The 24,444-nt window shown below is 71.5% G+C and carries 20 protein-coding genes and 1 tRNA gene; 14 read left to right on the top strand and 7 right to left on the bottom strand.

Annotated elements, in window-relative coordinates:
• Nucleotides 1-122: 122 nt before the first annotated feature.
• The 12 genes from DK419_RS01970 to DK419_RS02025 all read left to right on the top strand — a co-directional run bounded on the left by DK419_RS01970 (nucleotide 123) and on the right by DK419_RS02025 (nucleotide 13,801).
• A tRNA-Ile gene (locus DK419_RS01970) sits at nucleotides 123-198 on the top strand.
• A 55-nt stretch (nucleotides 199-253) separates the two neighbouring features.
• Nucleotides 254-1,156, top strand: a complete 903-nt coding sequence (locus DK419_RS01975) for a LysR family transcriptional regulator (RefSeq protein ID WP_109957612.1) — start codon at nucleotides 254-256, stop codon at nucleotides 1,154-1,156.
• A 308-nt stretch (nucleotides 1,157-1,464) separates the two neighbouring features.
• Nucleotides 1,465-3,039, top strand: a complete 1,575-nt coding sequence (locus tag DK419_RS01980; RefSeq protein WP_109957613.1) for an ABC transporter substrate-binding protein — start codon at nucleotides 1,465-1,467, stop codon at nucleotides 3,037-3,039.
• 4 nt (nucleotides 3,040-3,043) lie between these two features.
• Nucleotides 3,044-3,985 (top strand): ABC transporter permease, encoded by a 942-nt coding sequence (locus tag DK419_RS01985; RefSeq protein ID WP_109957614.1) that lies wholly within the window; start codon nucleotides 3,044-3,046, stop codon nucleotides 3,983-3,985.
• Entirely contained in the window at nucleotides 3,982-4,902 is a 921-nt protein-coding gene (locus tag DK419_RS01990; RefSeq protein WP_109957615.1) for an ABC transporter permease, read from the top strand. Before DK419_RS01985 ends, DK419_RS01990 begins: the two co-directional genes overlap by 4 nt.
• Nucleotides 4,899-6,539 carry an ABC transporter ATP-binding protein gene (locus DK419_RS01995; protein WP_109957616.1) on the top strand — a complete coding sequence of 547 codons (1,641 nt, stop codon included), beginning with the start codon at nucleotides 4,899-4,901 and terminating at the stop codon, nucleotides 6,537-6,539. The genes DK419_RS01990 and DK419_RS01995 overlap by 4 nt, the downstream gene beginning before the upstream one ends.
• A 266-nt stretch (nucleotides 6,540-6,805) precedes the next feature.
• Nucleotides 6,806-8,284: an amidase gene (locus DK419_RS02000; protein WP_109957617.1), complete on the top strand. Its 1,479-nt coding sequence runs from the start codon at nucleotides 6,806-6,808 to the stop codon at nucleotides 8,282-8,284.
• A 259-nt stretch (nucleotides 8,285-8,543) separates the two neighbouring features.
• The gene (locus DK419_RS02005; protein WP_109957618.1) at nucleotides 8,544-10,007 is read left to right on the top strand and encodes a M81 family metallopeptidase; all 1,464 of its coding nucleotides are present in this window, start codon (nucleotides 8,544-8,546) and stop codon (nucleotides 10,005-10,007) included.
• Between the two features lie 304 nt (nucleotides 10,008-10,311).
• A complete protein-coding gene (locus tag DK419_RS02010; RefSeq protein WP_109957619.1) occupies nucleotides 10,312-10,860 on the top strand; it encodes an OsmC family protein in 549 nt (182 codons plus the stop codon).
• Nucleotides 10,861-10,917: 57 nt separating this feature from the next.
• On the top strand, nucleotides 10,918-11,994 hold the full coding sequence (locus tag DK419_RS02015; RefSeq protein ID WP_109957620.1) for an ABC transporter substrate-binding protein: 1,077 nt from the start codon (nucleotides 10,918-10,920) through the stop codon (nucleotides 11,992-11,994).
• Nucleotides 11,995-12,002: 8 nt separating this feature from the next.
• Nucleotides 12,003-12,998 (top strand): ABC transporter permease, encoded by a 996-nt coding sequence (locus DK419_RS02020; RefSeq protein WP_109957621.1) that lies wholly within the window; start codon nucleotides 12,003-12,005, stop codon nucleotides 12,996-12,998.
• On the top strand, nucleotides 12,992-13,801 hold the full coding sequence (locus DK419_RS02025; protein WP_109957622.1) for an ABC transporter ATP-binding protein: 810 nt from the start codon (nucleotides 12,992-12,994) through the stop codon (nucleotides 13,799-13,801). The genes DK419_RS02020 and DK419_RS02025 overlap by 7 nt, the downstream gene beginning before the upstream one ends.
• Nucleotides 13,802-13,807: 6 nt before the next feature.
• On the opposite strand, the gene DK419_RS28450 is transcribed toward DK419_RS02025, so the two are convergent.
• Both DK419_RS28450 and DK419_RS02030 read right to left on the bottom strand, forming a co-directional pair.
• Nucleotides 13,808-13,951, bottom strand: coding sequence for a hypothetical protein (locus DK419_RS28450; RefSeq protein WP_162561115.1), 144 nt, complete (start codon nucleotides 13,949-13,951; stop codon nucleotides 13,808-13,810).
• Between the two features lie 356 nt (nucleotides 13,952-14,307).
• The gene (locus tag DK419_RS02030) at nucleotides 14,308-15,363 is read right to left on the bottom strand and encodes a patatin-like phospholipase family protein (protein WP_109957623.1); all 1,056 of its coding nucleotides are present in this window, start codon (nucleotides 15,361-15,363) and stop codon (nucleotides 14,308-14,310) included.
• A gap of 516 nt (nucleotides 15,364-15,879) precedes the next feature.
• Here DK419_RS02030 and DK419_RS02035 point away from each other — a divergent pair.
• Entirely contained in the window at nucleotides 15,880-16,476 is a 597-nt protein-coding gene (locus tag DK419_RS02035) for a GNAT family N-acetyltransferase (RefSeq protein WP_162561116.1), read from the top strand.
• A gap of 150 nt (nucleotides 16,477-16,626) precedes the next feature.
• Here DK419_RS02035 and DK419_RS28455 read toward each other — a convergent pair whose 3' ends face one another.
• The 5 genes from DK419_RS28455 to DK419_RS02055 form a co-directional block, all read right to left on the bottom strand.
• On the bottom strand, nucleotides 16,627-17,007 hold the full coding sequence (locus DK419_RS28455; protein WP_162561117.1) for a hypothetical protein: 381 nt from the start codon (nucleotides 17,005-17,007) through the stop codon (nucleotides 16,627-16,629).
• Nucleotides 17,007-17,453 carry a hypothetical protein gene (locus DK419_RS28460; RefSeq protein ID WP_162561118.1) on the bottom strand — a complete coding sequence of 149 codons (447 nt, stop codon included), beginning with the start codon at nucleotides 17,451-17,453 and terminating at the stop codon, nucleotides 17,007-17,009. Before DK419_RS28460 ends, DK419_RS28455 begins: the two co-directional genes overlap by 1 nt.
• A 32-nt stretch (nucleotides 17,454-17,485) precedes the next feature.
• The gene (locus DK419_RS02045; protein ID WP_109957626.1) at nucleotides 17,486-18,049 is read right to left on the bottom strand and encodes a histidine phosphatase family protein; all 564 of its coding nucleotides are present in this window, start codon (nucleotides 18,047-18,049) and stop codon (nucleotides 17,486-17,488) included.
• A gap of 24 nt (nucleotides 18,050-18,073) precedes the next feature.
• The gene (locus DK419_RS02050; protein WP_109957627.1) at nucleotides 18,074-19,834 is read right to left on the bottom strand and encodes a hypothetical protein; all 1,761 of its coding nucleotides are present in this window, start codon (nucleotides 19,832-19,834) and stop codon (nucleotides 18,074-18,076) included.
• A gap of 108 nt (nucleotides 19,835-19,942) precedes the next feature.
• Entirely contained in the window at nucleotides 19,943-22,966 is a 3,024-nt protein-coding gene (locus tag DK419_RS02055) for a response regulator (RefSeq protein ID WP_109957628.1), read from the bottom strand.
• Between the two features lie 373 nt (nucleotides 22,967-23,339).
• Between DK419_RS02055 and DK419_RS02060 the strand changes: the two genes are divergently transcribed.
• On the top strand, nucleotides 23,340-24,338 hold the full coding sequence (locus DK419_RS02060) for an SDR family oxidoreductase (protein WP_109957629.1): 999 nt from the start codon (nucleotides 23,340-23,342) through the stop codon (nucleotides 24,336-24,338).
• Nucleotides 24,339-24,444: the final 106 nt, after the last annotated feature.

A 24,444-nucleotide genomic window follows, 5' to 3' on the forward strand; every position in this document is an offset into this window, starting at 1 on the left:
GGGCGTCCGGGGGCTTGCCGGACGCGCCCAGCCCAGGTACCTACGGGCAGGGTTCCTGTCGCCGTTTCCGTCGTCGACGCTGCAGTCCGACTGCAGATGATGCACTGAAGACGAGAGCCCGAGGGCCTGTAGCTCAATGGTTAGAGCCGACCGCTCATAACGGTCTGGTTGCAGGTTCGAGTCCTGCCGGGCCCACCATCTGTCCCTGCCGCCAGCGGTTCCGGCAAGCTGTCAGTAGGGGTCGCGCTCCGGCATGGCGAAGATCGTCGCTCTCCATTACTTCGCGGTCGTGACCCGCTGCACGTCACTGCGCGACGCCGCCTATCAGCTCGACATCCATCCCAACGTGCTGGCGCGGCACATCTCGCAGCTCGAATACTACATGGACGCGCCGCTGCTGGAGCGCGGGCCGCTCGGCGTCCGGCTGACCGCGGCGGGGGAGCTGCTCGCCGCCAAGCTCGACCGCACGATCAACGAGCTCGACCACGTCGTCCGGCTGATCGACGACCTGAAGGGGTTGCGCGGCGGCCTCGTCGGGGTGCACGCCGCCGAGGGCGTCGCCTCGGCGATCCTGGTGCCGGTGCTGGCGGCGTTCTCGGCCCGCCACCCCCACGTCCGCGCTCGGCTGCGCACCGGGACCGCGAAGGACGCGGTGCGGGCGATCGAGGACGCCTCCTGCGACCTCGCCCTCACCTTCTTCGCCCCGGCCTCCGACGCGGTCGCGGTGGTCCGGCGGGTGCGGCTGCCGCAATTCATCATCGCGCCGCCCGGCCATCCGGTGACGCAGGCCGGCGGCGCGGCCTGCGCGGCGCTCGGGGGCTACCGCTGGGTGCTGCCGGGGCCGGAATTCGGCGTGCGCACCTTCATCGAGCGGGCAGCGACCGAGGCCGGGTGCCGCATCGTTCCGACCTTCGAGGCCGCCTCGCTCGCCCTGCAGCGGGCGCTCATCGTGCAGGCCGGCGCCCTCGCGGTCCTGCCGCGCGCCGCCTTCGCCGACGAGATCGCCGCCGGCACGATGGTGGCGGTGCCCTTCCCCGAGGCGATGCCGGTCGAGACCTCCCTCGACCTGTGCGTCCCGGCCGACCGCCAGCCGAGCTTCGCCGCCGACCGCCTGCGCCGGGAGCTGGAAGCGGTCCTGGCGCAGGTGCGGCCGTGAGCGCCCGCCACCCCTGACGCGGTGCCACGCAAAGCGGTTCACCCCTCGCACGTTTTCGTCGTAGTCAGCCCGCGCGGGCTCCCGCATCCTGCACCCGTCAGCAGCGGCAGGGATCTGCGAAGACCCGCGAGATCCCGCCTCTGCTTTCCTGACATTGGCCGGCGCCCTGGTCTTCGGCGAAACCGACTTGCACCGCGTGCGGCGGGCAGGATGGTCTGGCGATTGCATGGACGCTGCCGCGGGCGATCGCCCGCGACGCTCGGTTTTCCAAGGCCGCACGGGCGGCGACACTGCGAGGAGACAACTTGATGGCGTTTCGTCGGTCCGTTCTCGGCCTCCTCGCCGCATCGGCGGCCCTGCTCGCCCCCGGAACCGCGCCGGCGCAGACGCTCAAGGCGGTGATGCATTCGGACGTCAAGATCGTCGACCCGATCTGGACCACCGCCTACATCGTCCGCAACCACGGCTACATGATCTACGACACGCTGTTCGCGCTCGACGCCGACGGCCAGGTCAAGCCGCAGATGGTCGACACCTACACCGTCTCGCCCGACAACCTGACCTACACGTTCACCCTGCGCGACGGCCTCAAGTGGCACGACGGCAAGCCGGTGACGGCGGAGGATTGCGTCGCCTCGATCAAGCGGTGGAGCGCCCGCGACTCGCTCGGGCAGAAGCTGATGACCTTCGTCGACGGCATGAAGGCCGACGACGCGAGGAGCTTCACCGTCACGCTGAAGTCGCCGACCGGACTCCTCCTGTTCGGCCTCGGCAAGCCGTCCTCGAACGTGCCGTTCATGATGCCGAAGCGGGTGGCCGAGACCGACCCGAACCAGCAGATCTCGGACTTCACCGGCTCCGGCCCCTTCGTGATGAAGACCGACGAGTGGAAGCCCGGCGACAGAATCGTCTACACCAAGTTCAAGGACTACAAGCCGCGGCCCGAGCCGGCCTCGGGGCTCGCCGGCGGCAAGGTCGTCAAGCTCGACCGCGTCGAGTGGCTGGCGGTCTCGGACCAGCAGCAGGCGGTGAACGCGCTGCTCGCCGGAGAGATCGACCTGATCGAGCAGCCGGCCTACGACCTGATCCCGCTGCTGAAGGGCGATCCGAACGTCGCCCTCGTCGACTACAATCCGCTCGGCCTGCAATACGCGATGCGGCCGAACCACCTGATCAAGCCCTTCGACAACCCGAAGGTGCGCCAGGCCCTGACCTACGCCCTCAACCAGACCGACTTCCTCCAGGCGGTGGTGGGTGACCCCGACTACTACAAGACCTGCAAGGCCCTGTTCGTCTGCGGCTCGGCGCTCGCCACCGACAAGGGCATGGACGGCCTGCTCGAATCGAACTTCGCCAAGTCGAAGCAGCTGCTGAAGGAGGCGGGCTACGACGGCACGCCGATCGTCCTCCTGCACTCGACCGACCTGCCGACCCTGACCAATCTCGGCCCCGTCGCCAAGCAGCTGCTCGAGCGGGGCGGCTTCAAGGTCGACATGCAATCCTCGGACTGGCAGACCGTGGTGTCGCGCCGCGTGCGCAAGGATCCGGCCGACAAGGGCGGCTGGAACCTGATGAACACCTCCTGGGTCTCGGCCGACATCCTCAACCCGGTGATGTCGAGCTTCGTGAACATGAGCTGCGACAAGGCCCCGTTCGGCTGGCCCTGCGATCCCGAGATGGAGAAGCTTCGCGACGACTTCGCCCGCGAGGTCGACCCGGGCAAGCAAAAGGCGATCGCGGAAGCGGTGCAGACCCGCTGGCGCGAGGTCGTGCCGTACGTCCACCTCGGCCAGTTCTACATCCCGATCGCGGCACGAAAAAACGTCACCGGCATCCTGACCGCCGCGGCGCCGGTATTCTGGAACGTCGAGAAGAAGAAGTAGGCCGATGCTCGGCTACGTCCTGCGGCGGCTCCTCTCGGCGGTCCCGGTCCTGGCGATCGTCGCGGTCCTGGTCTTCCTGATGCTGCGGCTCACCCCCGGCGACCCGGCGGCGGTGATCGCCGGGGACAACGCCTCGAGCGAGCAGATCGCCCAGGTGCGCCACCAGCTCGGCCTCGACCAGCCGCTGCCGGCGCAGTTCGCGATCTGGATCGGCAACCTCCTCCGGGGTGATCTCGGCGAGTCGTTCTTCTTCAAGAAGAGCATCGGCGAGCTGATCCTCGGGCGGGTCGAGCCGACCCTGTCGCTCGCCGCCGCCACGATGCTGATCGCGGTCTGCGTGGCGATCCCGCTCGGCGTGGTGGCGGCCTACCGGCACGGCTCCTGGCTCGACCGGATCATGATGGGCGTGTCGGTGCTGGGCTTCTCGGTGCCGGTCTTCGTGATCGGCTACGGCATGATCTACGTCTTCTCGATCACGCTCGGCTGGTTCCCGGTCCAGGGCTACCAGCCGCTCTCCTCGGGCCTCGGCGGCTACCTGCACCGCTTGGTGCTGCCGGCGCTGACGCTCTCCGTCGTCTACATCGCGCTCATCGCCCGGATGACCCGGGCGAGCGTGCTGGAGGTCCTGAGCGAGGACTACATCCGCACCGCCCGGGCCAAGGGCCAGGTCGAGCGCAAGATCCTGTTTCGCCACGCGCTCAAGAACGCCGCGGTGCCGATCGTCACGATCGTCGGCATCGGCATCGCGCTCCTCATCGGCGGCGTGGTGGTGACCGAGAGCGTGTTCGCGATTCCCGGCCTCGGCCGGCTGACCGTCGATGCGGTGCTGGCCCGCGACTACCCGACGATCCAGGCGCTGATCCTGCTGTTCTCGGGCGTCTACGTCCTCATCAACCTCCTGATCGACCTCACCTACGGCCTGTTCGACCCGAGGATCCGCCAGTGAGTACCGAACCGGCCCTGCTCGCCCCCGCCCCGCCCTCGGCCCCCTCCGCCTCCCTGGCCTGGCGCCTGCTGCGCAACCCCGTCGCGGTCGCGAGCGCGGCCCTCCTCGTGGCGATGGCGCTCGTCGGCCTCCTCGCCCCCCTCCTCGGCACGATCGACCCGGCGGCGATCAACCCGGCCACCCGCAACCGCCCGCCGGGCTACGAGCGCACGATCCGGACTGACGACGGCTCGACCACCCCCTTCCGCCACCGGATGGGCACCGACAGCCTCGGGCGCGACGTCTACAGCCGGGTCCTCTACGGCGCCCGGGTGTCGCTCGTCATCGCCGTCGCGGTGGCGGCGCTCGCGCTGGCGATCGGGCTGCTGCTCGGGCTGACGGCCGGGTACATCCGCCCCCTCGACGGGCCGATCATGCGGCTGATGGACGGCTTGATGGCGATCCCCGGCATCCTGCTCGCCATCGCGGTGGTGTCGCTGTTCCGGGCCGGGCTCCCGGCCGTCATCGCGGCGATCGTGGTGCCGGAGATCCCCCGGGTGGTGCGGCTGGTGCGCTCGATCGTGCTCTCGGTGCGGGAAGAACCCTACGTCGAGGCCGCGATCATGGCCGGCACCCGCCTGCCGCTCCTGATGGCGCGCCACATCCTGCCGAACACGGTCGCGCCGCTGATCGTGCAGGGCACCTTCATCGCCGCCTCGGCGATCCTGGTCGAGGCGGTGCTCTCCTTCCTCGGCATCGGCATCCCGCCGGAGATCCCGAGCTGGGGCAACATCATGGCGGAGGGGCGCAACCTGTTCCGGGTCTATCCGCACACCATCCTGTATCCGGGGATCTTCCTCGGCCTGACCGTGCTCGCCGTGAACATGCTGGGCGACGGCCTGCGCGACACCCTCGATCCGAAGATGGCGGGCCGATGACCTCGGCGCCCTCCCCCGTCCTCGACGTCGAGAACCTCGCCATCGCGCTCCCCGGCGGCGGCGACCGGCTCCGCGCCGTCGACGGCGTGTCCTTCACGGTGTCTCCCGGGGAGATCGTCTGCGTCGTCGGCGAATCGGGATCGGGCAAGTCGGTCACCGCCTTCTCGGTGATGGGGCTGCTCGCCCGGGTGCTCAAGCCCGTCGCCGGGGCGGTCCGGCTCCTCGGCGAGGACGTGCTGAGCGCGAGCCCGCAGCGCCTGCGGGCGCTTCGCGGCGACCGCATGGCGATGATCTTCCAGGAGCCGATGACGGCGCTGAACCCGGTGCTGACCGTCGGCGACCAGATCGAGGAGGTCCTGCGCATCCACACCGACCTCGGCGCGAAGGAGCGCCGGGCCAAGGTGCTGGCGATGCTCGACGCCATGCACCTGCCCGAGCCCGAGCGGATGCACGCCTCCTACCCCCACCAGCTCTCCGGCGGGCAGCGCCAGCGGGTGATGATCGCCGCCGCCCTCATCCTCGATCCGGCGCTCCTCATCGCCGACGAGCCGACGACGGCGCTCGACGTCACCACCCAGGCCCAGATCCTGAAGCTGATCCGCGAGATGCAGGCGCGGCGCGGCACCGGCGTCCTGTTCATCACCCATGATTTCGGGGTGGTGGCCGAGATCGCCGACCGGGTGGTGGTGATGCAGAGCGGCCGCATCGTCGAGCAGGGACCGGCGGCGGGGGTGCTGGGCGATCCGCAGCACCCCTACACGAAGATGCTGATCGCGGCGGTGCCGACGATGACGCCCGCCCGGCGCCCGCCGGTGACCGGCGCGCTGGCGCTCGAGACCGCCGCCCTCGCCAAGACCTATCGCAGCGGCGGCCTGTTCAGGAAGGACCGCATCGTCCACGCCGCCGCCGACGTGGCTCTCCGGATCCATCGCGGCGAGACCGTCGGCATCGTCGGCGAATCCGGCTCCGGCAAGTCGACCGTCGCCCGCTGCATCGCCCGGCTGATCGCCCCGAGCGCGGGGCAGATCCTGGTCGGCGACCGGGACATCGCCCGCCTGCCCGAGCGCCGCCTGAGACCGCTGCGGCGCAAGATCCAGGTGGTGTTCCAGGATCCGTTCCGCTCCCTCAACCCGCGCCGCACCGTCGGCGCCTCGATCGTCGAGGGGCCGGTGAATTTCGGCACCGGCCCGGAGGCCGCGACCGCGCGGGCGCGCGAGCTGATGAACCTCGTCGGCCTCGACCCCGCGGCGCTCTCCCGCTACCCGCACCAGTTCTCCGGCGGCCAGCGCCAGCGCATCGCGCTCGCCCGCGCGCTCGCGATGGAGCCCGAGATCCTGATCGCCGACGAGGCGGTCTCAGCCCTCGACGTCTCGGTGCAGCGCCAGGTCCTCGCGCTCCTCGACGACGTGCAGCGCCGCTTCGACCTCGCGATCCTGTTCATCACCCACGACCTGCGGGTGGCCGCGCAGATCTGCGACCGGCTGATCGTGATGCAGCGCGGGCGCATCGTCGAGGAGGGTCCGACGGCGGAGGTCTTCGCCCGGCCGAGGGCGGCCTACACGCGCGCCCTGATCGAGGCGGCGCCGGGGCGGGAATTCGGGCGGGGGGAACACGTTCAGGAAGCGGCCTCCGCCTGATGCATCCGGATCAAGGCGAGTCGCAGGATCCCCTCTCCAGGCGATGCCGGGCTTGCCCGGTATCGCTGCAAGGTGTGGGAGAGGGGTAGGGGCGAGGGTGACACGCTTCAGTGTAAATCGCTCAGCGTTGTGCTGGCAGCGCAACGGTCGGAGTCTGACTCAGAACCGTAGCACCCTCACCCCTAACCCCTCTCCCACACGGGAGAGGGGGACGCGCTTCGTCTTGAAACGACAGTTCGACGCGTAACGAGAACAGGACGACACCGATGACCCTCGCCATGACTTGGGAGGAATGGGCGCAGCACGATGCCTGCGCGCTCGCCGCGCGGGTGCGCGCCGGGGAGGTGAGTGCGGCCGAGCTCGCCGCCCAGGCGGCGGCCGGCGTGGCGCGCGTCAACCCGCAGACCAGCGCCGTGATCGAGCTGTTCGAGGATGCGGTCGCGGATCCGGCCCGGAACGGCACCGATCCGGAGGGCGCCTTCGCGGGCGTGCCGTTCCTGATGAAGGATCTCGGGCCGACCCTGAAGGGGCGGCTGCAGGAGATGGGCTCGCTCCTGATGCGCGGCAACCGCGCCGACAGCGACAGCCACCTCACGGGCAAGATGCGCCGGGCCGGCCTCAACCTGATCGGGCGCACCACCACGCCGGAATTCGGCGTGTGCAGCTCGGCCGAGAACCCGGCGGTCTACGTCACCCGCAACCCGTGGAACCTCGACTACACCACCTGCGGCTCCTCGGCCGGCTCGGCCGCCGCGGTGGCGGCGGGCGTGGTGCCGATGGCGCATTCGACCGATGGCGGCGGCTCGATCCGCATCCCGGCCGGCGTCAACGGCAATCTCGGGCTCAAGCCCTCGCGCGGCGTGTTCTCGATCGCGCCCTACGGGTCGGACCTCACCAGCATCGTGTCGATCCAGGGCTGCCAGACCCGGACCGTGCGCGACACCGCGGCCTTCGTCGACCGGTGCCGCGGGGCTGCGCCCGGCGAGTTCATGCCGTACTGGACCGCGCCCGAGCCCTACGGGACGCTGATCGGGCGCGATCCGGGCCGGCTGCGGATCGCGCTGTCGCACGAATGGGGCGAGTACCGCGCCGTAGCGCACCACGTCGCCGAGCTGGAGCGGGTCGGGCGCTTCCTCGAGGGCCTCGGCCACCACGTCGACTGGGCGCTGCCGGCGGTCGACCTGCCGGCCGCCTTCCGGGCCCAGACCACCTGCTACATCACCAACTTCGCCCAGACCATCAACGGGCTCATCGCCGCCAAGGGCCTCGACCGGCCGCCCGAAGACCTCGTCGAGCCGATGAACGTCCGGATCTGGGAGGCCGGGCGCCACGCCTCCTACACCGAGCGGGCGGCGATGCAGGCGGCGTTCAACACCACGGCGCGGGGCTTCGGCGCCTTCTTCGAGGAATGGGACATCATCCTCACCCCGATCACAGCCCTGCCGACGCCGCGGGTCGGCACGACGGAGTACCTGACCATCAGCGACGAGCCGTCGGTGCACGCCTGGTTCGAGAACCTGTGGCGCAACTTCGCCTACACGCCGCTCGCCAACCTGTGCGGCCTGCCGGCGCTCTCGATGCCGCTCGCCTGGAACGAGCACGGCCTGCCGCTCGGCATCCAGGCCCAGGCGCGCCAGGGCCAGGACGGGCTGCTGCTGCAGCTCGCCGCGCAGGTCGAGCGGGCGATCGGGGGGAAGTGGAACGACGGGCGCCGGCCGGGGGTGCACGTGGCGGCGGGGGGATGAGCGACCGCGAACCAGCCTGATCGTCGAACGGCCGATACACCCTCCTGGCCATCCCGGGGCCGCGAAAGCGGAACCCGGGATCCATGGCCGCTGACGTTTTCGAAAAGGCGAATTGCGTTCCGGCTCGTTCGGCTCCCTCCGCGGTCACGGATCCCGGGTCCTCGCCTTCGGCGAGCCACAGGAGGACGTCCAGGGTGTGGAATACCTTGGATCGACCGTCGACTTCCCCTCCGAACGGCCCACAGAGGAGACCCCACCCGTGAAGCTCTTCATCGCCGCGCTCGGCACCGAGACCAACACCTTCTCGCCGATCCCGACCGGGCGCACCGCCTTCCTGGACGACCTCTACGTCGAGACCGAGGCCTCCCGCCGCTCGGCGCACTGGTTCGTCGGGCCGCTCAGGGTCTGGCGCGCGCTCGGCGAAGCGGCCGGCTACGCGGTGGTGGAGAGCCTGGCGGCCTTCGCCCCGCCCGGCGGGCCGACGCGCCAGGACGTCTGGGAGGACTTGCGCGACCGCGTCCTCGCCGATCTGCGCGCCGCCGGCCCGGTCGACATGGTGCTGTTCGACCTTCACGGCGCGATGATCGCCGAGGCGCAGGACGATTGCGAGGGCGAGCTCGTCGCCGCAGCCCGGGAGATCGTCGGCCCGTCGGTCACGATCGGGGTCGAGCTCGACCTGCATTGCCACCTGACCGACCGCATCGTCGGGGCCTGCGACGTCCTGCTCACCTACAAGGAATACCCCCACATCGACGTCGACGACCGGGCGCGCGACCTGTTTCGCCTCTGCGACGACGCCCGGGCCGGCCGCACCCGGCCGACCATCGCGGTCGCCGACTGCCGGATGCTGGCGGTGTGGCGCACGCCGAACCAGCCGACCCGCGGCTTCGTCGACCGCATGAGCGCCGCGGAGAAGCGGGACGGGATCCTGTCGCTGTCGCTCGCCCACGGCTTTCCCTGGGCCGACATCCCGGATGTCGGCGCCAAGGTGGTGGCGGTGACCGACGGCGATCCGGATCTCGCCCGGCGCACGGCCGAGGCGCTCGCCCGCGAATTGTGGGAGATGCGGGAGGCGACGACCGACCGCCTCCTGACCCTCGACGAGGCGGTGCGGGTGGCCCTGGCGCCCGAGGCCGGCGTGACCGTGCTCGCCGACGTCTCGGACAATGCCGGCGCCGGCTCGGCGAGCGATTCCACCTTCCTCTTGCGCGCCCTGGTGGAGGCCGGCGCGACCGCCTGCGCCATCGGCAGCTTCTGGGATCCGGTCGCGGTGCGGCTGTGCCGCGAGGCCGGTCCCGGCGCGCGGCTGAGCCTTCGCATCGGCGGCAAGACCGGCCCGATGTCGGGCGATCCCGTGGATCTCACCGTGCGGGTGCTGGGCCTGCGGTCGGATGCGGTCCAGACCTACGGCAACGGCAAGCAGCCGATGGGCGATTGCGCGCTCGTCGAGGCGGGCGGCCTGCACATCCTGCTCAACGCCCTGCGCACCCAGGTCTTCCACCCGGAAGCCTTCGAGCAGTTCGGCGTGCACCTGAACGATTACGCCACCGTCTTCGTCAAGTCGGCCCAGCACTTCAACGCCGCCTTCGCACCGCGGGCCGACCGCATCCACTACGTCGCCGTGCCGGGCAGCGCGAACCCGGATTTCGCGCGCCTGCACCTGCCCAGGGCCGCCCGCCCGCTCTGGCCGATCGTCGCCGACCCGTTCCGCGACCCCGCCTGATCGCGGGGCGCGGCCGCGCGGAGGAACGTCCCACGCCACCCGCACCCTCGTCCCGGGGGCGTCGGTGGCGTGCCTGTTGCCGAACGAAACCCCGACGAGCGTGCCCCGCGCCCTTCGGACGGCAGAACCGGGCCTGCGAGAAGAATCCTTCTGCCGCTTCGCCAAGTCCGCAACACCCGTCCCAACAAAGCCTAACATAAAAACAATCCCGTCTCGTTGACGATGAGTGTCAGCGAAGACAAGATCAAGGCCTCACGACCCGTCGAGCCTCGCGACACGTTCGCACTCAACGCATGAGGCCTGCATGACATCGCTCAACGAATACTTGGTCGAGAAGCGCGCGGCCGTGGCGGCGCGGGAGGCGCGGATCGAGGCCGGGAGCCTGGGGGCGGTGCCGCTCTCAGCCCGGGTCGCCGTCGAGGGCCGCAGCGGCGTGCGCCGGATCCGGATCCGCGACCACCAGGTCGTCACCGATTCGCCCCCCGACTTCGCCGGCTACGACCTCGGGCCCGGCTCGCCGGAATTGCAGCTCGGCATCCTCGGGAGCTGCCTTGCCCATTCCTACCTGATCCAGGCCGCCCGGCTCGGCGTCCCGGTCGAGGCGATCGACGTCGAGGTCTCGGGCCGGATCGAGGCGCGGGCCGGGCGCCCGGGCTTCGAGGCGGTGCCGGTGAGCCCGCACGACCTCGCCTACACGGTGCGGATCGTCTCGCCAGCCGCCCGGGAGGCGGTGGCACGGCTCGAGGCCGAGGTCGACCGCGCCTGCCCGATCCTCAACCTCCTGCGCGCGCCGCAGACGGTGCGCGGCACGCTCGAGCACCGCACGCCCGACGCGCCCGCGCGGGCCGCCTGACCGTCCTCCCGCCAAAGCCCCCCGCCAAAGCCCCCGACCCCGCGAAGCCCCAGGACGATGACGCTCCCCCCACTCCCCCATACCCGCCGCCGTTTCCTCGCCCGCGCCGGCACCCTCGGCCTCGCGGCGCCGCTCGGCCTCGTCGGCTCGCCCTCCTCGGCCGGGCTCCTGCCGGTGCCCGACCTCGCCGACGCGCCGATCTGCCGGGTCGCGGCCGAGGCGCCGGCCGCCGGCGGCGCGCCCCGCCCGATCAAGCTCGCCTGGAACGCCTCGGCGATCTGCACCGCCGCGGCTCCCGTCGCCAAGGAGAGCGGGGTGTTCGCCCGGCACGGGCTCGACGTCGAGTTCGTCAATTTCGGCGGCTCGACGGAGCAGCTGCTGGAGGCGATCGCGACCGGCAAGGCCGATGCCGGCATCGGCATGGCGCTGCGCTGGCTGAAGCCCCTGGAGCAGGGCTTCGACGTCAAGGTCACGGCGGGCATCCACGGCGGCTGCATGCGGCTGCTCGGCGCGAGATCCGCCGGCGCGACCAGCCTGGACTCCCTGAAGGGCAAGGTGATCGCGGTGAGCGACCAGGCCTCGCCGGCCAAGAACTTCTTCGGCCTGCTGCTCGCCAAGCGCGGCATCGATCCCGAGCGCGACGTCGAGTGGCGGGTCTATCCGATGGATCTCCTCAACCTCGCGGTCGAGAAGGGGGAGGCGCAGGCGCTCGCCGACGGCGATCCCCGCACCTTCCTGTGGGCCAAGGACGCCCGCCTGACCGAGATCGCCAACAATCTCTCGGCCGAGTACCACGACCGCACCTGCTGCATCCTGGCGCTTCGCGGCGCGCTGGTGCGCGACGAGCGGCCGGTGGCCGCGGCGCTGACCCGGGCGCTGCTCGAGGCCGGGACCAGGGTCGCGCACGATCCCGACTACGCCGCCAAGGTCTATGCCGGCTACGGCGGCAAGGGCTCGGTCGAGGACCTCGCCGCGATGCTGCGCAGCCACACCCATCACCACCACCCCCTCGGGGCCGAGCTCAAGCAGCAGATCGCGGCTTACGTCGACGAGCTGAAGGTCGTGAAGGTGATCCGCGCCCGCACCGACGCGCGGCAATTCGCCGAGCGCGTCACCGCCGACGTCCTGAGCTGAGGTGCCCGGTGAGCGACATCGCGCTTCCCCGTGCGGACGGCGCCGGCCGGCGCCCCGCCTTCCTGCCCGCCCCGGCCTCGGTCGCGGCGGCCGCCGCCTGGATCGGGCTCTCCGCCCTCGTCGCCCTGCCGCCCGACCTCGGGGATTTCGACCTCACCCGCGAGTTCGCCATCGGCCTGGCCGGGTTCGGGGCCCTCGTCCTGGCGGCGGGCTTCCTGCGCCCCGGCGAGGCCGGCCCCGTGCGGCGGGTCCAGGGCTGGTCGCCCTGGCTCGTCGTGCTCGCCGGCCTGATCGGCCTGTGGGAGTTCGCGACCGCGAAGCGCGCATGGCTGCCGATGCCGTTCTTCCCGCCGCCGCAGGCGATCCTGGAGGTCTTCGTCGAGGATTACGCGCGGCTCGCCGACAGCGTCTGGCACTCCCTGCGGCTGCTGGCCGGCGGCTACCTCCTCGGGGCGCTCGCGGGCTTCACCCTCGGGGTCGCGGTCGGCTGGTCGCGGAGCGTCGGTTACTGGGTGCACCCGGTCCTGCGCTTCGTCGGCCCGCTGCCGGCGACCGCTTGGCTGCCGCTCGCCTTCTTCGTCTTCCCGTCGAGCGGCGCGGCCTCGACCTTCCTCGTCGCGCTGGCCACCGGCTTTCCCGTCACGGTGCTGACCTGGTCGGGCATCGCCGGGGTCAACAAGGCCTATTACGACGTTGCCCGCACGCTCGGCGCCCGCGAGGGCTTCCTGATCCTCAAGGTGGCGATCCCGGCGGCCCTGCCGCACGTCTTCGTCGGCCTGTTCATGGGGCTCGGCAGCTCCTTCGCGGTGCTGGTGGTGGCCGAGATGCTCGGCGTGAAGGCCGGACTCGGCTGGTACCTGCAATGGGCGCAGGGCTGGGCGGCCTACGCCAACATGTACGCGGCGCTCGCCGTCATGGCGCTCGCCTGCTCGGGCCTGATCACCCTGCTGTTCCGGCTGCGCGACCGTCTCCTGTCCTGGCAGAAGGGCCTCGTCCAATGGTAGCCGGCCTGATCGCGCCGTCGCGGGCGCCTGACCCCGTCCCGACGGGGGTTCCCGCCCGCGGCGCCCACCTGTCGCTGCGCGACGTGCGCCACGCCTTCGCGCTCGGGAAGGCGCCGCTCCCGGTCCTCGACGGCGTCTCGTTCGACGTCGAGCCCGGCGCCTTCGTGGCCCTGCTCGGGCCGTCGGGCTGCGGGAAGTCGACGCTCCTGCGCTTCGTGGCCGGGCTCGAGCCGCCGAACGAGGGCCGGATCGACGTCGACGGCTCGGCCTTGCGCGGCCCGGACCCCTCCCGCGGCCTCGTGTTCCAGGACCCGACGCTCTATCCCTGGCGCAGCGTCCTCGGCAACGTCGCGGTCGGGCCGGAGGCCCGCGGGCGCCTGTCGCGGGAGCGCGGCCGGGTCGAGGAGGCGCTCGCCCTCGTCGGGCTCTCGGGCTTCGCCGACGCCTTCCCGCACCAGCTCTCGGGCGGCATGGCCCAGCGGGTGGCGCTCGCCCGGGCCCTCGTCAACGCGCCGCCGCTGCTGCTGCTCGACGAGCCGCTCGGCAAGCTCGACTCGCTCACCCGCCTGGCGATGCAGGCCGAGCTGGTGCGGCTGTGGCGGGACAAGGGCTTCACCGCCCTCCTGGTGACCCACGACGTCGAGGAGGCCCTGATGCTGGCCCAGCGCATCCTGGTCTTCTCCGACCGGCCGGCCCGGATCCGGGCCGACATCGCGTGCGACCGGCCCTATCCGCGCCACCGCGAGGATCCGGGCGTCGTCGCCGACCGCCGGGCCATCCTGGATCTCCTCGGCACCGCCTGAGGAGACCTATTCGGCGCCGGGGCGGACGATCGCCCCGCCGTTCCTCAGCGCCGCGACCAGCCTCTCCAGCCGCGCCCTGACATGCGACCGGATCTCCTCGGCTGTCGCATCCTGCGAGAGATCGACCATGCGCCGCGCCAGAACCGTCATCGCGTTGACCCTTCTCGATACGGAGGAAGCCTTGACGTCTACGCTACCGATACCGCACGCGGATGGGCCGATCTCATCACGACGATGCAACGCAAGTGCATCAAATAAGATCTAAATTCGAGATCACGCCGTCCCAATCTCATCCTGACAGAGATTTGTTGCGTCAGTATTACGTGCCCGATGGTCGGGGAAAGATGTCGGCGAACGGCCGCTCCACCGTCGGGACGATGGGCGAACGACGGTACCGGCGCGGGCCGCACCGCCCCGGAGGCGACGGGACGTCGGCGCACGGTCAGTCCCCTCCCCCGCTCCCCCTCCCCCGACCGGTCGTCCGGGTTTCCGGGCTGCGCGAAGGATCAGAGCCTGGCGTAGGTGAAGCGCCGCTCCGTCGGGGCTTGCCCGGCGAGCCAGTCGGCGCCGCGGGCCGCGTCCCGGGTGCCGGCCTGCCAGCGGTCGCGGATCGAGGAGGGCGAGAAGTCGAAGCTCTTCGCCGCGAGCTGGTCGGCCTCGGCCCGGTAGACGAGGTGCATGAGCGTGACCGCCGGCCCGTGCGGGTCGAGCCGCTGGCGCAGGGCGTATTCCCGCTCGAGCCCCGCGATGGCGCGCCGGCCGGCGCTGGCGAAGATCAGGTCGTTCGCCCGCTCCAGGACGGCGTCGAGCGAGGCGGGGCGCGGCGCCTGCAGGCCGAAGAGGTCGAGGGCGACGCACAGGAGATCCCGCGGCGGCTCGGTCGCGAAGACGGGGTCGAGGGGCAGGTTGCTGGTGTAGCCGGCATCGCAGAGCAGCCGACCGTCCACCTCCACCGGGGCGAAGGCCGGGATGATCGCGGTGCTGGCCAGCACGTGCTCGGGGCGGACCGTCTGGTGGGCGGTATCGATGTAGACCTCCTCGCCGGTGGTGACGTCGACGCAGCCGATCGTGACGCGGATGTCGCCCCGGTTCAGCCGCTCGAAATCGACGAGGCGCTCCAGGGTCCCGAGCAGGGGCGAGTGGTCGAACAGGGCGACGTCGTTCGGCACCCACGGCAGGGCCGACCACAGGCCGGGCAACCGGTGCCGGAAGATGTTGGGGCGGCCCCAGGCCAGGGTCAGGAGGGCGTGCAGCGCGTTGTAGTACTGGCGCGGCTTGAGGAGGTCGGTCGCGCTCGGGCCGGTGTGCTGGGTCGCCTCGCCCCAGAACTCGTGCAGTCGGGCGGTTCGTCGCTCCGGCGGGTTGCCGGCGATGATGGCGGCCGTGACCGCGCCGATCGAGGCGCCGACGATCCAGCCCGGCTCGATCCCGCGCGCCTGCAGCATCTCGTAGCCGCCCGCGTGGTAGGCCCCGAGGGCGTTGCCCCCGGCGAGCACCAGGACGGTGTCGCGGGCGGGTTCCGGGGATGGCGCGGAACGGTCGTGATCGGGCGTGTCGGTCATGGTGCTCCGGGACGGCGGCGGCCTTGCGTCGAGGCGGGACGGGCGACGCGGCGCCCGCACCCGTCACATTCCGCAAGCGCCGCCGCGGTTCCCGGCCCGCACGGCGTCGGCCGCGACGACCTGCCCGCCGGCTTGACACAGGTTAACGGCGACGCACCTTGGTACCCCCACCTTGTACTTTGCGACGCCGCCGCCTGTCTCCCCGGCGTGTGAAAGCGGGCGGCATGACCGATCTCATCACCCCGGGTCCCTGCCTCGATTCCCGCCCCAATCCTTGCCTCGACCTCTACCGGCGGGGCGAGATCTCGCCGCAGATCGCGCTCTCCCGCCCACGGCGATTATTGCGACGCGCTGCTCGCCCCCGGCACCGAGCCGGAGCGGCTGTGGCCCGCGATCCTGCGGGACGACGAGACCTTCGACGAGGCGCTGCTGCCCGACCTGCGGCCCGATTCGCCGCTCCTGAGCCCGCCGCCCGCCGGCTGGACCGTCGTCGACGAGGAGGCGGAAATCTGCCCGGTGCTGGCGCTGCCGCGACAGGGCTCGCCGCTCGCGGGCCTCACCCGCAGCCAGCGCCGCAAGGTCGTGCACGACCACCACCGCGCTGAGGCGCTCGGCGACGTCACCGAGGCCCTGGTCGACCCCGAGGCGCTCGACGGCGCGCTCGACGCGCTGTTCGCCCTCCACGGTGCCCGCTGGGCGCGGGACGGCCAGCCCGGCGTGCTCGCCGATCCCCGGATCCAGGCCTTCTACCGCGACGCGGCGCCGGTCCTGGCGCGGGCCGGGCTCCTGCGGATCTCGGTCGTGCGCCACGCGGACCGGATCGTGGCGGTACTGTACGGCCTCGCCGACCGGGCGCACTGGCACTCCTACATCGACGCCGTCGACATGGGCGTGCCGGGCCAGAGCTTCGGCACCCTCGCCTTCGCCTGCCTGATCGAGGCGGCCGCGGCCCGGGGGCACCGGGGAGTTTCACCTCCTGCGCGGCGAGGAGCCGTACAAGGACCGGTGGGGCGCCGTGCCCACCCGCACGGTCCGCCGCCGGATGCGGCGGGGGTGAGGAAGGACCTCTGTACCGCGAGCGCGATCCGTGAACGAAAAGTGTCGTCGAATTAGCGCGCTGTGGCGCTCTCGGTCTCCTGGCTCCGCTGCTTGGGGCGATCGTACTTTGCATGGAAACGCAGCTTCGCGATGGAGAGGCCACCGAGCGAGCCGACTGTCACAACGGCCAGCAACACCCAGAGGAAAGCTGTCGTGCTCATCGGCTCAGTCTTCCTTCTGCATGAACAGCGCGATTATCACGTGTCCTACCACGTGAAGCAGAACACCGATGCAAGCCCACTGGATCCGGTCGGCATCCATTTCCTGCGGAGCATCCTTACCAATATAGGCCGTCACCACGGCCGCCACAATGAGGGCGAGCGCCAACCCATTGGCGATACCCCAGAGCGCTTTGACGTGCTCGTTGAATCGCTTTGCCGCAAACTTTCGGTCGCTGCCCGTCGGCATATTTCCTGGCGGACCTGCGCCGCCCGTACCGGCATCGGTGTAGTAGCCACCGTTCGCTCGGTCGTCCGATCCAGGTAGGCCGTGTCGATCTGTACCAGCGACGATTTCGAAGGCACGCGGTGTTTGAACGGTACCCATCAGGTGTTTTGTTCATAGATAGTAAAGTTTAAAACAACAGCCTTCCCATTAGTCGATTCGACAAAATTGAACGCCAGATTCATGATATATTTTGAATTTTCAGATATAGCGATGACTACCTGGTCATTGAAGGCGAACGCATCCAGCATCTGCCAATCTACAAATATATTCATATTTATATTTCGGCCATCGATCCCGGGGGTCGCTTTTATACTGATAGAATTCCCGTTTTTGTAAACGAAATTGACAAAAACACTATAATTCTCGCCGTTTAAAATAGATTTTATTTCTATTTCGTCTGAAATATTACTTACGGACGTTCCGGAAAATATTATCGGACGATTTTTTATAAAAATAAGCTGTTCTTCTGCGCTGCATTCATCAAAAATTTTCGCCATAACGTCCTCATTTTTGAAATCTTGCGCAGAATAAATCCGAGGTGGCATGCAGAGTCATCTTGAATGTCATGCGACGCCCTTCACCCCTCCACCGCCACGAGCCGCCCCCCGTCGTCCATCCGGCAGCGAACCCACTCGCCGTTGGCGAGGTTGCGGCCGGTCACGGCCGAGATGAAGCCCCAGTGACAGACCACCAGGGTGTGGGCCCAGTCGGGATCGGCTTCCATCCCGGCCCGGAACGCCTGCGTCCGGGCCTCGAAGACGTCGTCCGCCTCGTGGTCCGCCTCGCCCTCCGCCCGCCACCAGACCTCGTCGAGATGCGCGAGGTCGAGATGCGGCCAGGCGAGGGCGAGGTCGGTCCGGCAGGTGCCGATGTCGCAGCTCGCGCCGCGCCGCTCCCGCACCGCCGGCGTGACCAGGATGGGCAGGTTCAGCCGGGCGGCGATCGGGGCGGCGGTCTCCAGGGCGCGGGTCAGGGGCGAGCAGAGGATGCGCCGCAGGCCCTCCCCCGCCAGCGCCCGGGCGGCGGCCTCCGCCTGCTCGTGGCCGAGCGGCGTGAGGGGCGCATCGACGATGCCGGGATCGACGCCCGTCGCGTGGAAGTGGAGGTTGAACTGGCTCTGGCCATGGCGAAGCAGGATCATGATCGCTCTAGGTAGGGCGGCGCGTCAGCACGGACCCGCGGCGCGGAGCCGCGAGGCGAGATGGGCGCGGTAGCGCGCGACCTCGGCCCCGAGCCGGGCCCGCTCCTCCTCGGCAGCGGAATGGCCCGCCATCGTCGCCGCGCCGAGCTGGAACGCGGCGTAGGCGATCTCCAGCCAGGCGACGAAGGCCGGATCGATCGCCTGGCCGGTCCGCCGGGCGACGACGGCGCGAAGGCGGTCCCCAGCCTCGCCCGTCAGGCCGAGCTCGACGGCGGCGCCGGCGACGTCCCAGGCGACGTCCTGGCAGCCGACGAGGTCGTGGGCGGCGTGGTGATCGACCGCGTCGGTCTTCAGGAGCGTGCCGTCGGCGCGGACGAGCCATTCCCAGGCGTGCAGGCGGTTGTCGGTCTCGACCGGCCGCATCCCGGCGGCGAAGCCCGGCAGGGCGGCGCGCCAGGGATCGAGCCCCCGCGCCGCCTCGTCGCCCAGCGCCTCCGCCGCGTTGTGCCGTGCCATCTCCCACAGCGCGTCGAGGGAGGCGCCGCGACCGGGCCCGCAGGCGAAGGCCGCGGCCCGATGCCCGAGGTAGCGGCCGACCCGCTCGGCGAGGTCGAGGGGATCGACGCGGGCGGGGTCGAGCGGCGTCGCCGCCTCGACCCAGCGCTCGACGAGGAAGCCGTGGCGGAACCCGGCCACCTCCGGGGTGAAGCCGGCCGCGTGCAGCGCCCGCGCGCGCCGGACCTTCCGCTCGCCCTCGGCGCCGAGGCCGGCGAACTTCGCGAGCCAGGTCCCGCCCGCGGTACGGGCGAGGAACTTGCGGCGCTCCTGCATCGGGTTGGCGGGCGGCCAGCCCTCCCGATCCCCGTATCGGCGGGCGCGCCAGCCCCCGCCCGAGACGTCCTCCAGCGGCGCCGCAAGGGGGCCGACGAGCGGGGCGAGCCAAGCCTCCAGGCGGTGCTCCGGCCGCGCGGCGTGCAGGATCAGGTCGTCGAAGGTCCGGACGTGGCGCCGGGGGCGCGCGAAGCGGCGGCGGGTCTCGTCCGCGGCCGCGTGCCCCGGCGCGCCCTCATGGCTGGGGAACAGGGCGACGCGCTGCGCCGGCACGCCGCTTTCCTCCAGCACGGCGAGCACCGCCCCGAAGGAGCTGCCCGAGAGGCCCGGCCCCTCGTCGGCGATCGCGACGCGGCTCGCCGGGCCGAGACCATCGCGCAGCGCCTCCGACAGGCGGAGCTCCCGCCGGAACGGGTGGCCGGTCGGCCGCAGGGTCACGAGGTCGCCGGTCCCGAGGCCCGCCGCCACCATCGCGCCGAGGCTCGTGCCGATGCTGCGAAGCCCGATCACCGTCGCGCCCGGCTCACGCCCCGAGGCGGCGGCCGCGGCGGCGTAGGCCTCGGGATAGACGGCGTAGAAGGCGAAGCCCTCGGGCAGGCGGATCTCGACCGGGACCGGCGCGAGGTCCGCGCAGGCGCGCGCGACCTCGGCCCGGGCCAAGAGCTCTCCCGCCGCGAAGCCGCTCCGCCACGACGCCCAGACTGCGCCTGCGAGCCGGACGAGGAGCGCGGTGAGCCCCGCCGCCGCGCCGTCCCGCGCGTCGCGGCCGGTCTCGCGGAACGCCGCGTCCGCGACGCCCTGGGTCAGCTCCCCCAGCGCGATCAGCGCCCCGACGAGGGCGGCGTGGCGCGGGAGGCCGGGGCCGAGACCCCGCGCGGCCTCGAGCGCGTCGAGGAGGCGGGCGGCCTCCTCGCGGGGATCGGCCCGGCGCCGGACGTCGCCGAAGACGAGCATCGGCGGAAACTCCCGATCAGGGTTGGAGGGGGATTCGAGGCGTAGTCATGATGCCGATCGAGCACGTCGCGACCGATCGGTTCGCGAGGCGATCCGGGCTCGCCGCCATCACGGCGCCACGGCGCGATCCGGCCCGTCCGGCGGCGCCCCCTCCCCGGCCCCGCCCGGGCTCATCAACCCGCGCAAGGTCGCCGCGAGATCCGCCATGCCGAGATGCCCCTTCTGCAGGATGCGGTCGGCCCGGCCGGCGAGGCGGCGGCGGTCCTCGGCCGTGATGTCCTTGGCGGTCAGCACCACGACCGGGATGTCGCGCCACTCCGGTCGGTCGCGCAGGGCTCTCAGGAAGCCGAAGCCGTCCAGCTCCGGCATCATCAGGTCGAGGAGGATCAGGCCCGGCTTGCGCACCCCGACGGCCTCGAGGCCGGCAAGCCCGTTCTCGGCGCTCGCCACGCGCCAGCCCTCGCGGGTCAGCATCGTGGCCATGCGCTCGCGCACGTCGGGATCGTCGTCGACGACCAGCACCGGTCCCTCGTGGATCGCGGGCCGGAAGCGCTCCATCGCCTCCTTCAGCGCCCCCCACTCGACCGGCTTGTGCAGGTAGTCGGTGGCGCCGAGCGAGAAGGCGAGGTTCTGCTCGTCGAGCACCGTCACCATGATCACCGGCGTGGCGCCGAATTCGGGGTCGGCGCGCAGCGCCCGCAGCACCGCCCAGCCGTCCATCCGGGGCATCGTCACGTCGAGGAGGACGACGCGGGGCCGCAGGAGCCGCGCCTGTTCGAGGCCGGCGCGGCCGTCGGCGGCGGTCGCGACCTCGAACCCGTCGCGGCGCAGGAAGCGGGCGATGAGGTCGCGGGTCGCCGGGTCGTCGTCGACGACGAGGACGAGGTTGGACCCCGCGGCCGCCGGGACGTCGGACGCGGTGCCGGGCACGACGTGGCCGTCGCCGGTCGCGGGCTCGGCCGGGTCGCGCTCCTCGTAGAGCGCCGGCAATTCGAGGGTGAAGGTCGTGCCCTCGCCGACCCGGCTCTCGACGGTGATCTCGCCGCCGAGCATGCGCGCGAAGGCGCGGGTGATGGCGAGCCCGAGCCCGGTGCCGCCGAAGCGCCGGGTGGTCGAGGCGTCGGCCTGGGTGAAGCGCTGGAACAGCCGCGACAGCTGCTCCTCGCTCATGCCGATGCCGGTATCCGCGACGGTGAAGCGGAGGCGGTCGCCGCCCTCGCGGTGCTCGCGCGCGGCCGACAGCGTGATGGTGCCGCCCTCGGTGAACTTCGCCGCGTTGCTGAGGAGATTGATCAGGCACTGCCGGAGCTTGGTCGCGTCGGTATGGGCGTGGCCGAGGTCCTTGCCGTCTCCCTCGCCGAGGCGCAGGTCGAGGGTGTTGCCCTTCTTGACCACCAGGGCGTCGACCGTGGTGGCGACCTCCCGCACGGTCTCGGCGACGTCGAGGTCCTCGGCATAGACCTCCATCCGCTCGGCCTCGATCTTCGAGAGGTCGAGGACATCGTTGATGAGGCCGAGGAGGTGGCGGGCATTCGCCTCGATCTTGCGCATGTCGCCGAGCAGGGCCTCCTCGCCGAGATCCTCCATCTCCTCCTGCAGCATCTCCGAGTAGCCGATCACCGCCGAGAGCGGCGTGCGCAGCTCGTGGCTCATGTTGGCGAGGAACTGGCTCTTTGCGCGGTTGGCCTCCTCGGCGGCCTCCTTGGCGGCGGCCAGCTCCAGCTCGGCCTCCTTGCGGGCGGTGACGTCGGCATGGGCCCCGACCCACTCGCGCACCCGCCCGTCCTCCTCCAGGATCGGGACGGAGCGCCCCTCCATGTGGCGCCAGGCGCCGTCGTGGCGGCGGAGCCGATGCTCGATCGTGTAGAGCGTGCGACCCGCGACCGCGTGCTCCCAGGCCACCCGCGTCGCCTCGCGGTCGTCGGGGTGGACGGCGTCGAGAAAGCCCGCCCCGGCGGCTTCCGCCGGCGACTGTCCGGTGAAGCGGGTCCATTCCGAGGTGACCTCTCGGAACGCCCCGTCCGGCGTGGTGGTCCAGACGATCGCCGAGGTCGCCTCGGTGAGGGAGCGGAACCGCTCCTCGCTGTCGGCCCGGCGGCGCTCGGCGAGCTTTCCGAGGGTCACGTCGTCCATGACGATGCCGACGCCGTCGGCCCGCTCGCTCTCGGGGCCGCGGCCGCGGCGGCGCAAGGGGAAGAAGCTCACCTCGAAGTAGCGGGTCCCGCCCGGCGCGCTCGGGGCCGGCACCCCGACCTCGATGTTGGCGGTGACGAGGCCGCGGTCGCGGGCGGCGGCGAGCTTGGGCGCGAGTTCGTCGCGCAACGACGGCAGGAAGGCCCAGATCGGCGCGCCGAGATCGGCGCCGAAGCCGCGCTCGCTCATGTTGCCGAGCGCCCGGTTCATGTGACGGAGGTTCAGGCCGCTGTCGAGGAAGCCGAGGCCCACGGGGGCGTTCTCGAGCACGCTCTCCAGGAGGTCGGCCATGCGCTGGCTCTCGCGGCGGCGCACCAGGGCGAGGCGCGCGAGCAGGCCCACCGCCGCGAGACCGGCGACCAGGGTGACGAGGGGCAGGAGCGGCGAGCGCAGGGCGTCGGCCTCGGCGAGGCGCTTCAGCTCGGTGGTCGCCCCGTCCTGGACCTGGGCGGTCAGCGTGCGCACCGCGTCCATGACGCGCTTGCCCTCGCCGGTCTGGATCAGGTCGGTCGCGGCCGGCATGCCTTCCGCCCGGCGCAGGGCGACGACGCGGGCGGCGTAGTCCCGCTCGGCCGCGACCGCCTGGCGGCGGCGCTCGCGGACGGTGCGGTCGAGAGTGACCGCGTCGAGGGCCGCGACCTCGCCGTCGAGCCGGGCGAGCGCCGCGTCGTAGGGCGCGAGGTAATCCTCGCGGCCGGTCAGGACGTAGCCGCGCTGGCCGGTCTCGAGATCCTTCATGCTCGACAAAACCCGCTCGCTGAGCGCCATCACCCGGCCGAGCCGGTCGGCCTCGGCCCGGCTGCGGGCGCCCTCGACGTAGTTCCAGCCGCCCGTCGCCACCGCGAGGGCGAGGAGGAGGAAGGCCAGCGGCGAACCCGGCGCGCGCCGGCCGGGGGCGAGGAAGCGCCAGCGTTGGGTGGCGGCGGTCTTGATGCTCATGTCACCTGTGCTCTGCACGCCGGCCGCTCGCGCGTCGTTCTCGACCGACAGGAGCCGGAGCTAGAGCATCTTGCGGCGAAGGGGATACCGGCGTCGGGAAAACGGCGGCGAGATCAAAAGCCTAGGGCGCGACCGGATTGCCGTGCCGGGATCCGCGGCGAGGCGATTCCGCTGCGGTCCCCTGCCGCTCCCGTCCGCGAGACGCACGCATGGTCGTGGATCGTGCGGCGGGGCGACGCCTCCGGCGCGGGGAAGGGGCAGCGCCGAACGAGCCGCCGCCGGGTGCGCGAAAGCCGCACAGGTTGCAACAACCGGCCGCTTCGCACGTCTCCCCGGCGCCACCGGTGGGCTAGAACTGGGAGGGAGTACGACGATGCGACACAAGCCGCTGCGCGAGCAGGTCATCGTGGTCACGGGCGCGTCGAGTGGGATCGGGCTCGCCACCGCCCGCATGGCCGCCGAGCGCGGCGCCCGGGTGGTGCTGGCCGCCCGCAGCGGCGACGTGCTCGACAGGCTCGCCGACGAATTCGGCGCCCGCGCGCTCGCCGTGACGGCGGATGTCGGGAACCCGGACGAGGTCCGGGCGATCGCCGACCGGGCGATCGCGACGTTCGGCGGCTTCGATACCTGGGTCAACGTCGCCGGCCTGACCGTCTACGGGCCCTTGCGCGAGATCGCCCGGGAGGACCACGAGCGCCTGATCCGCACCAACTTCTGGGGCACGGTGAACGGCTCGCTCGTCGCCGCCGAGCACCTGCGCGAGCGCGGCGGCGCGCTCGTCAACGTCGGCAGCATCGCCTCCGACCTCGCCTTCCCGTTCCAGGGCCTCTACGCCGCCTCGAAGCACGCGGTGAAGGGGTTCACCGACACGCTGCGCATGGAGCTGATCGCCGAGGGAGCGCCGGTCTCGGTGACGCTGGTGAAGCCGGCCTCCGTCGACACGCCGCTGCCGGACCGCGCCCGCAACTACATGGACCGCCAGCCGACGCTGCCGCCGCCGATCTACCCGCCGGAAGAGGTCGCCCGCGCGATCCTGCACGCCGCCGTGCACCCGCAGCGCGACATCTTCGTCGGCGGCGGCGGCAAGCTGTTCGTGATGGGCAAGGAGTTCGCGCCCGGCGCCTACGACGAGCTCGCCCCGGCGATCATCGCCCTGCAGAAGCGCTCCGAGCCGCCGCGCGATCCGGCGGGCGCCCTCCACGCCCCGGTGCGGGCCGGAGAGGAGCGGGGCGACCCGCCGGTCCCGGTGATGCGCCGGAGCGCCTACACCCGGGCGACCCTGCACCCGCTGGCGAGCGCCGGCATCGCCGCCGGGGTGGCGGCGACGGCGGCCGTGCTGCTCGGGGGCTTTGGGGGCAGGCGGCGGTTGTAGACGCCCCGTCGATCGACCCGGAGGGTCTCGGATCGGTCATACGAAATCCGCCTGATCGCTTCGCCATGCGGATTTCGGCTTCGCTCGAGCGTGTGGAGCCGCCGGC

It is taken from the genome of Methylobacterium terrae (assembly GCF_003173755.1).
In the GTDB taxonomy this organism is placed as follows: domain Bacteria; phylum Pseudomonadota; class Alphaproteobacteria; order Rhizobiales; family Beijerinckiaceae; genus Methylobacterium; species Methylobacterium terrae.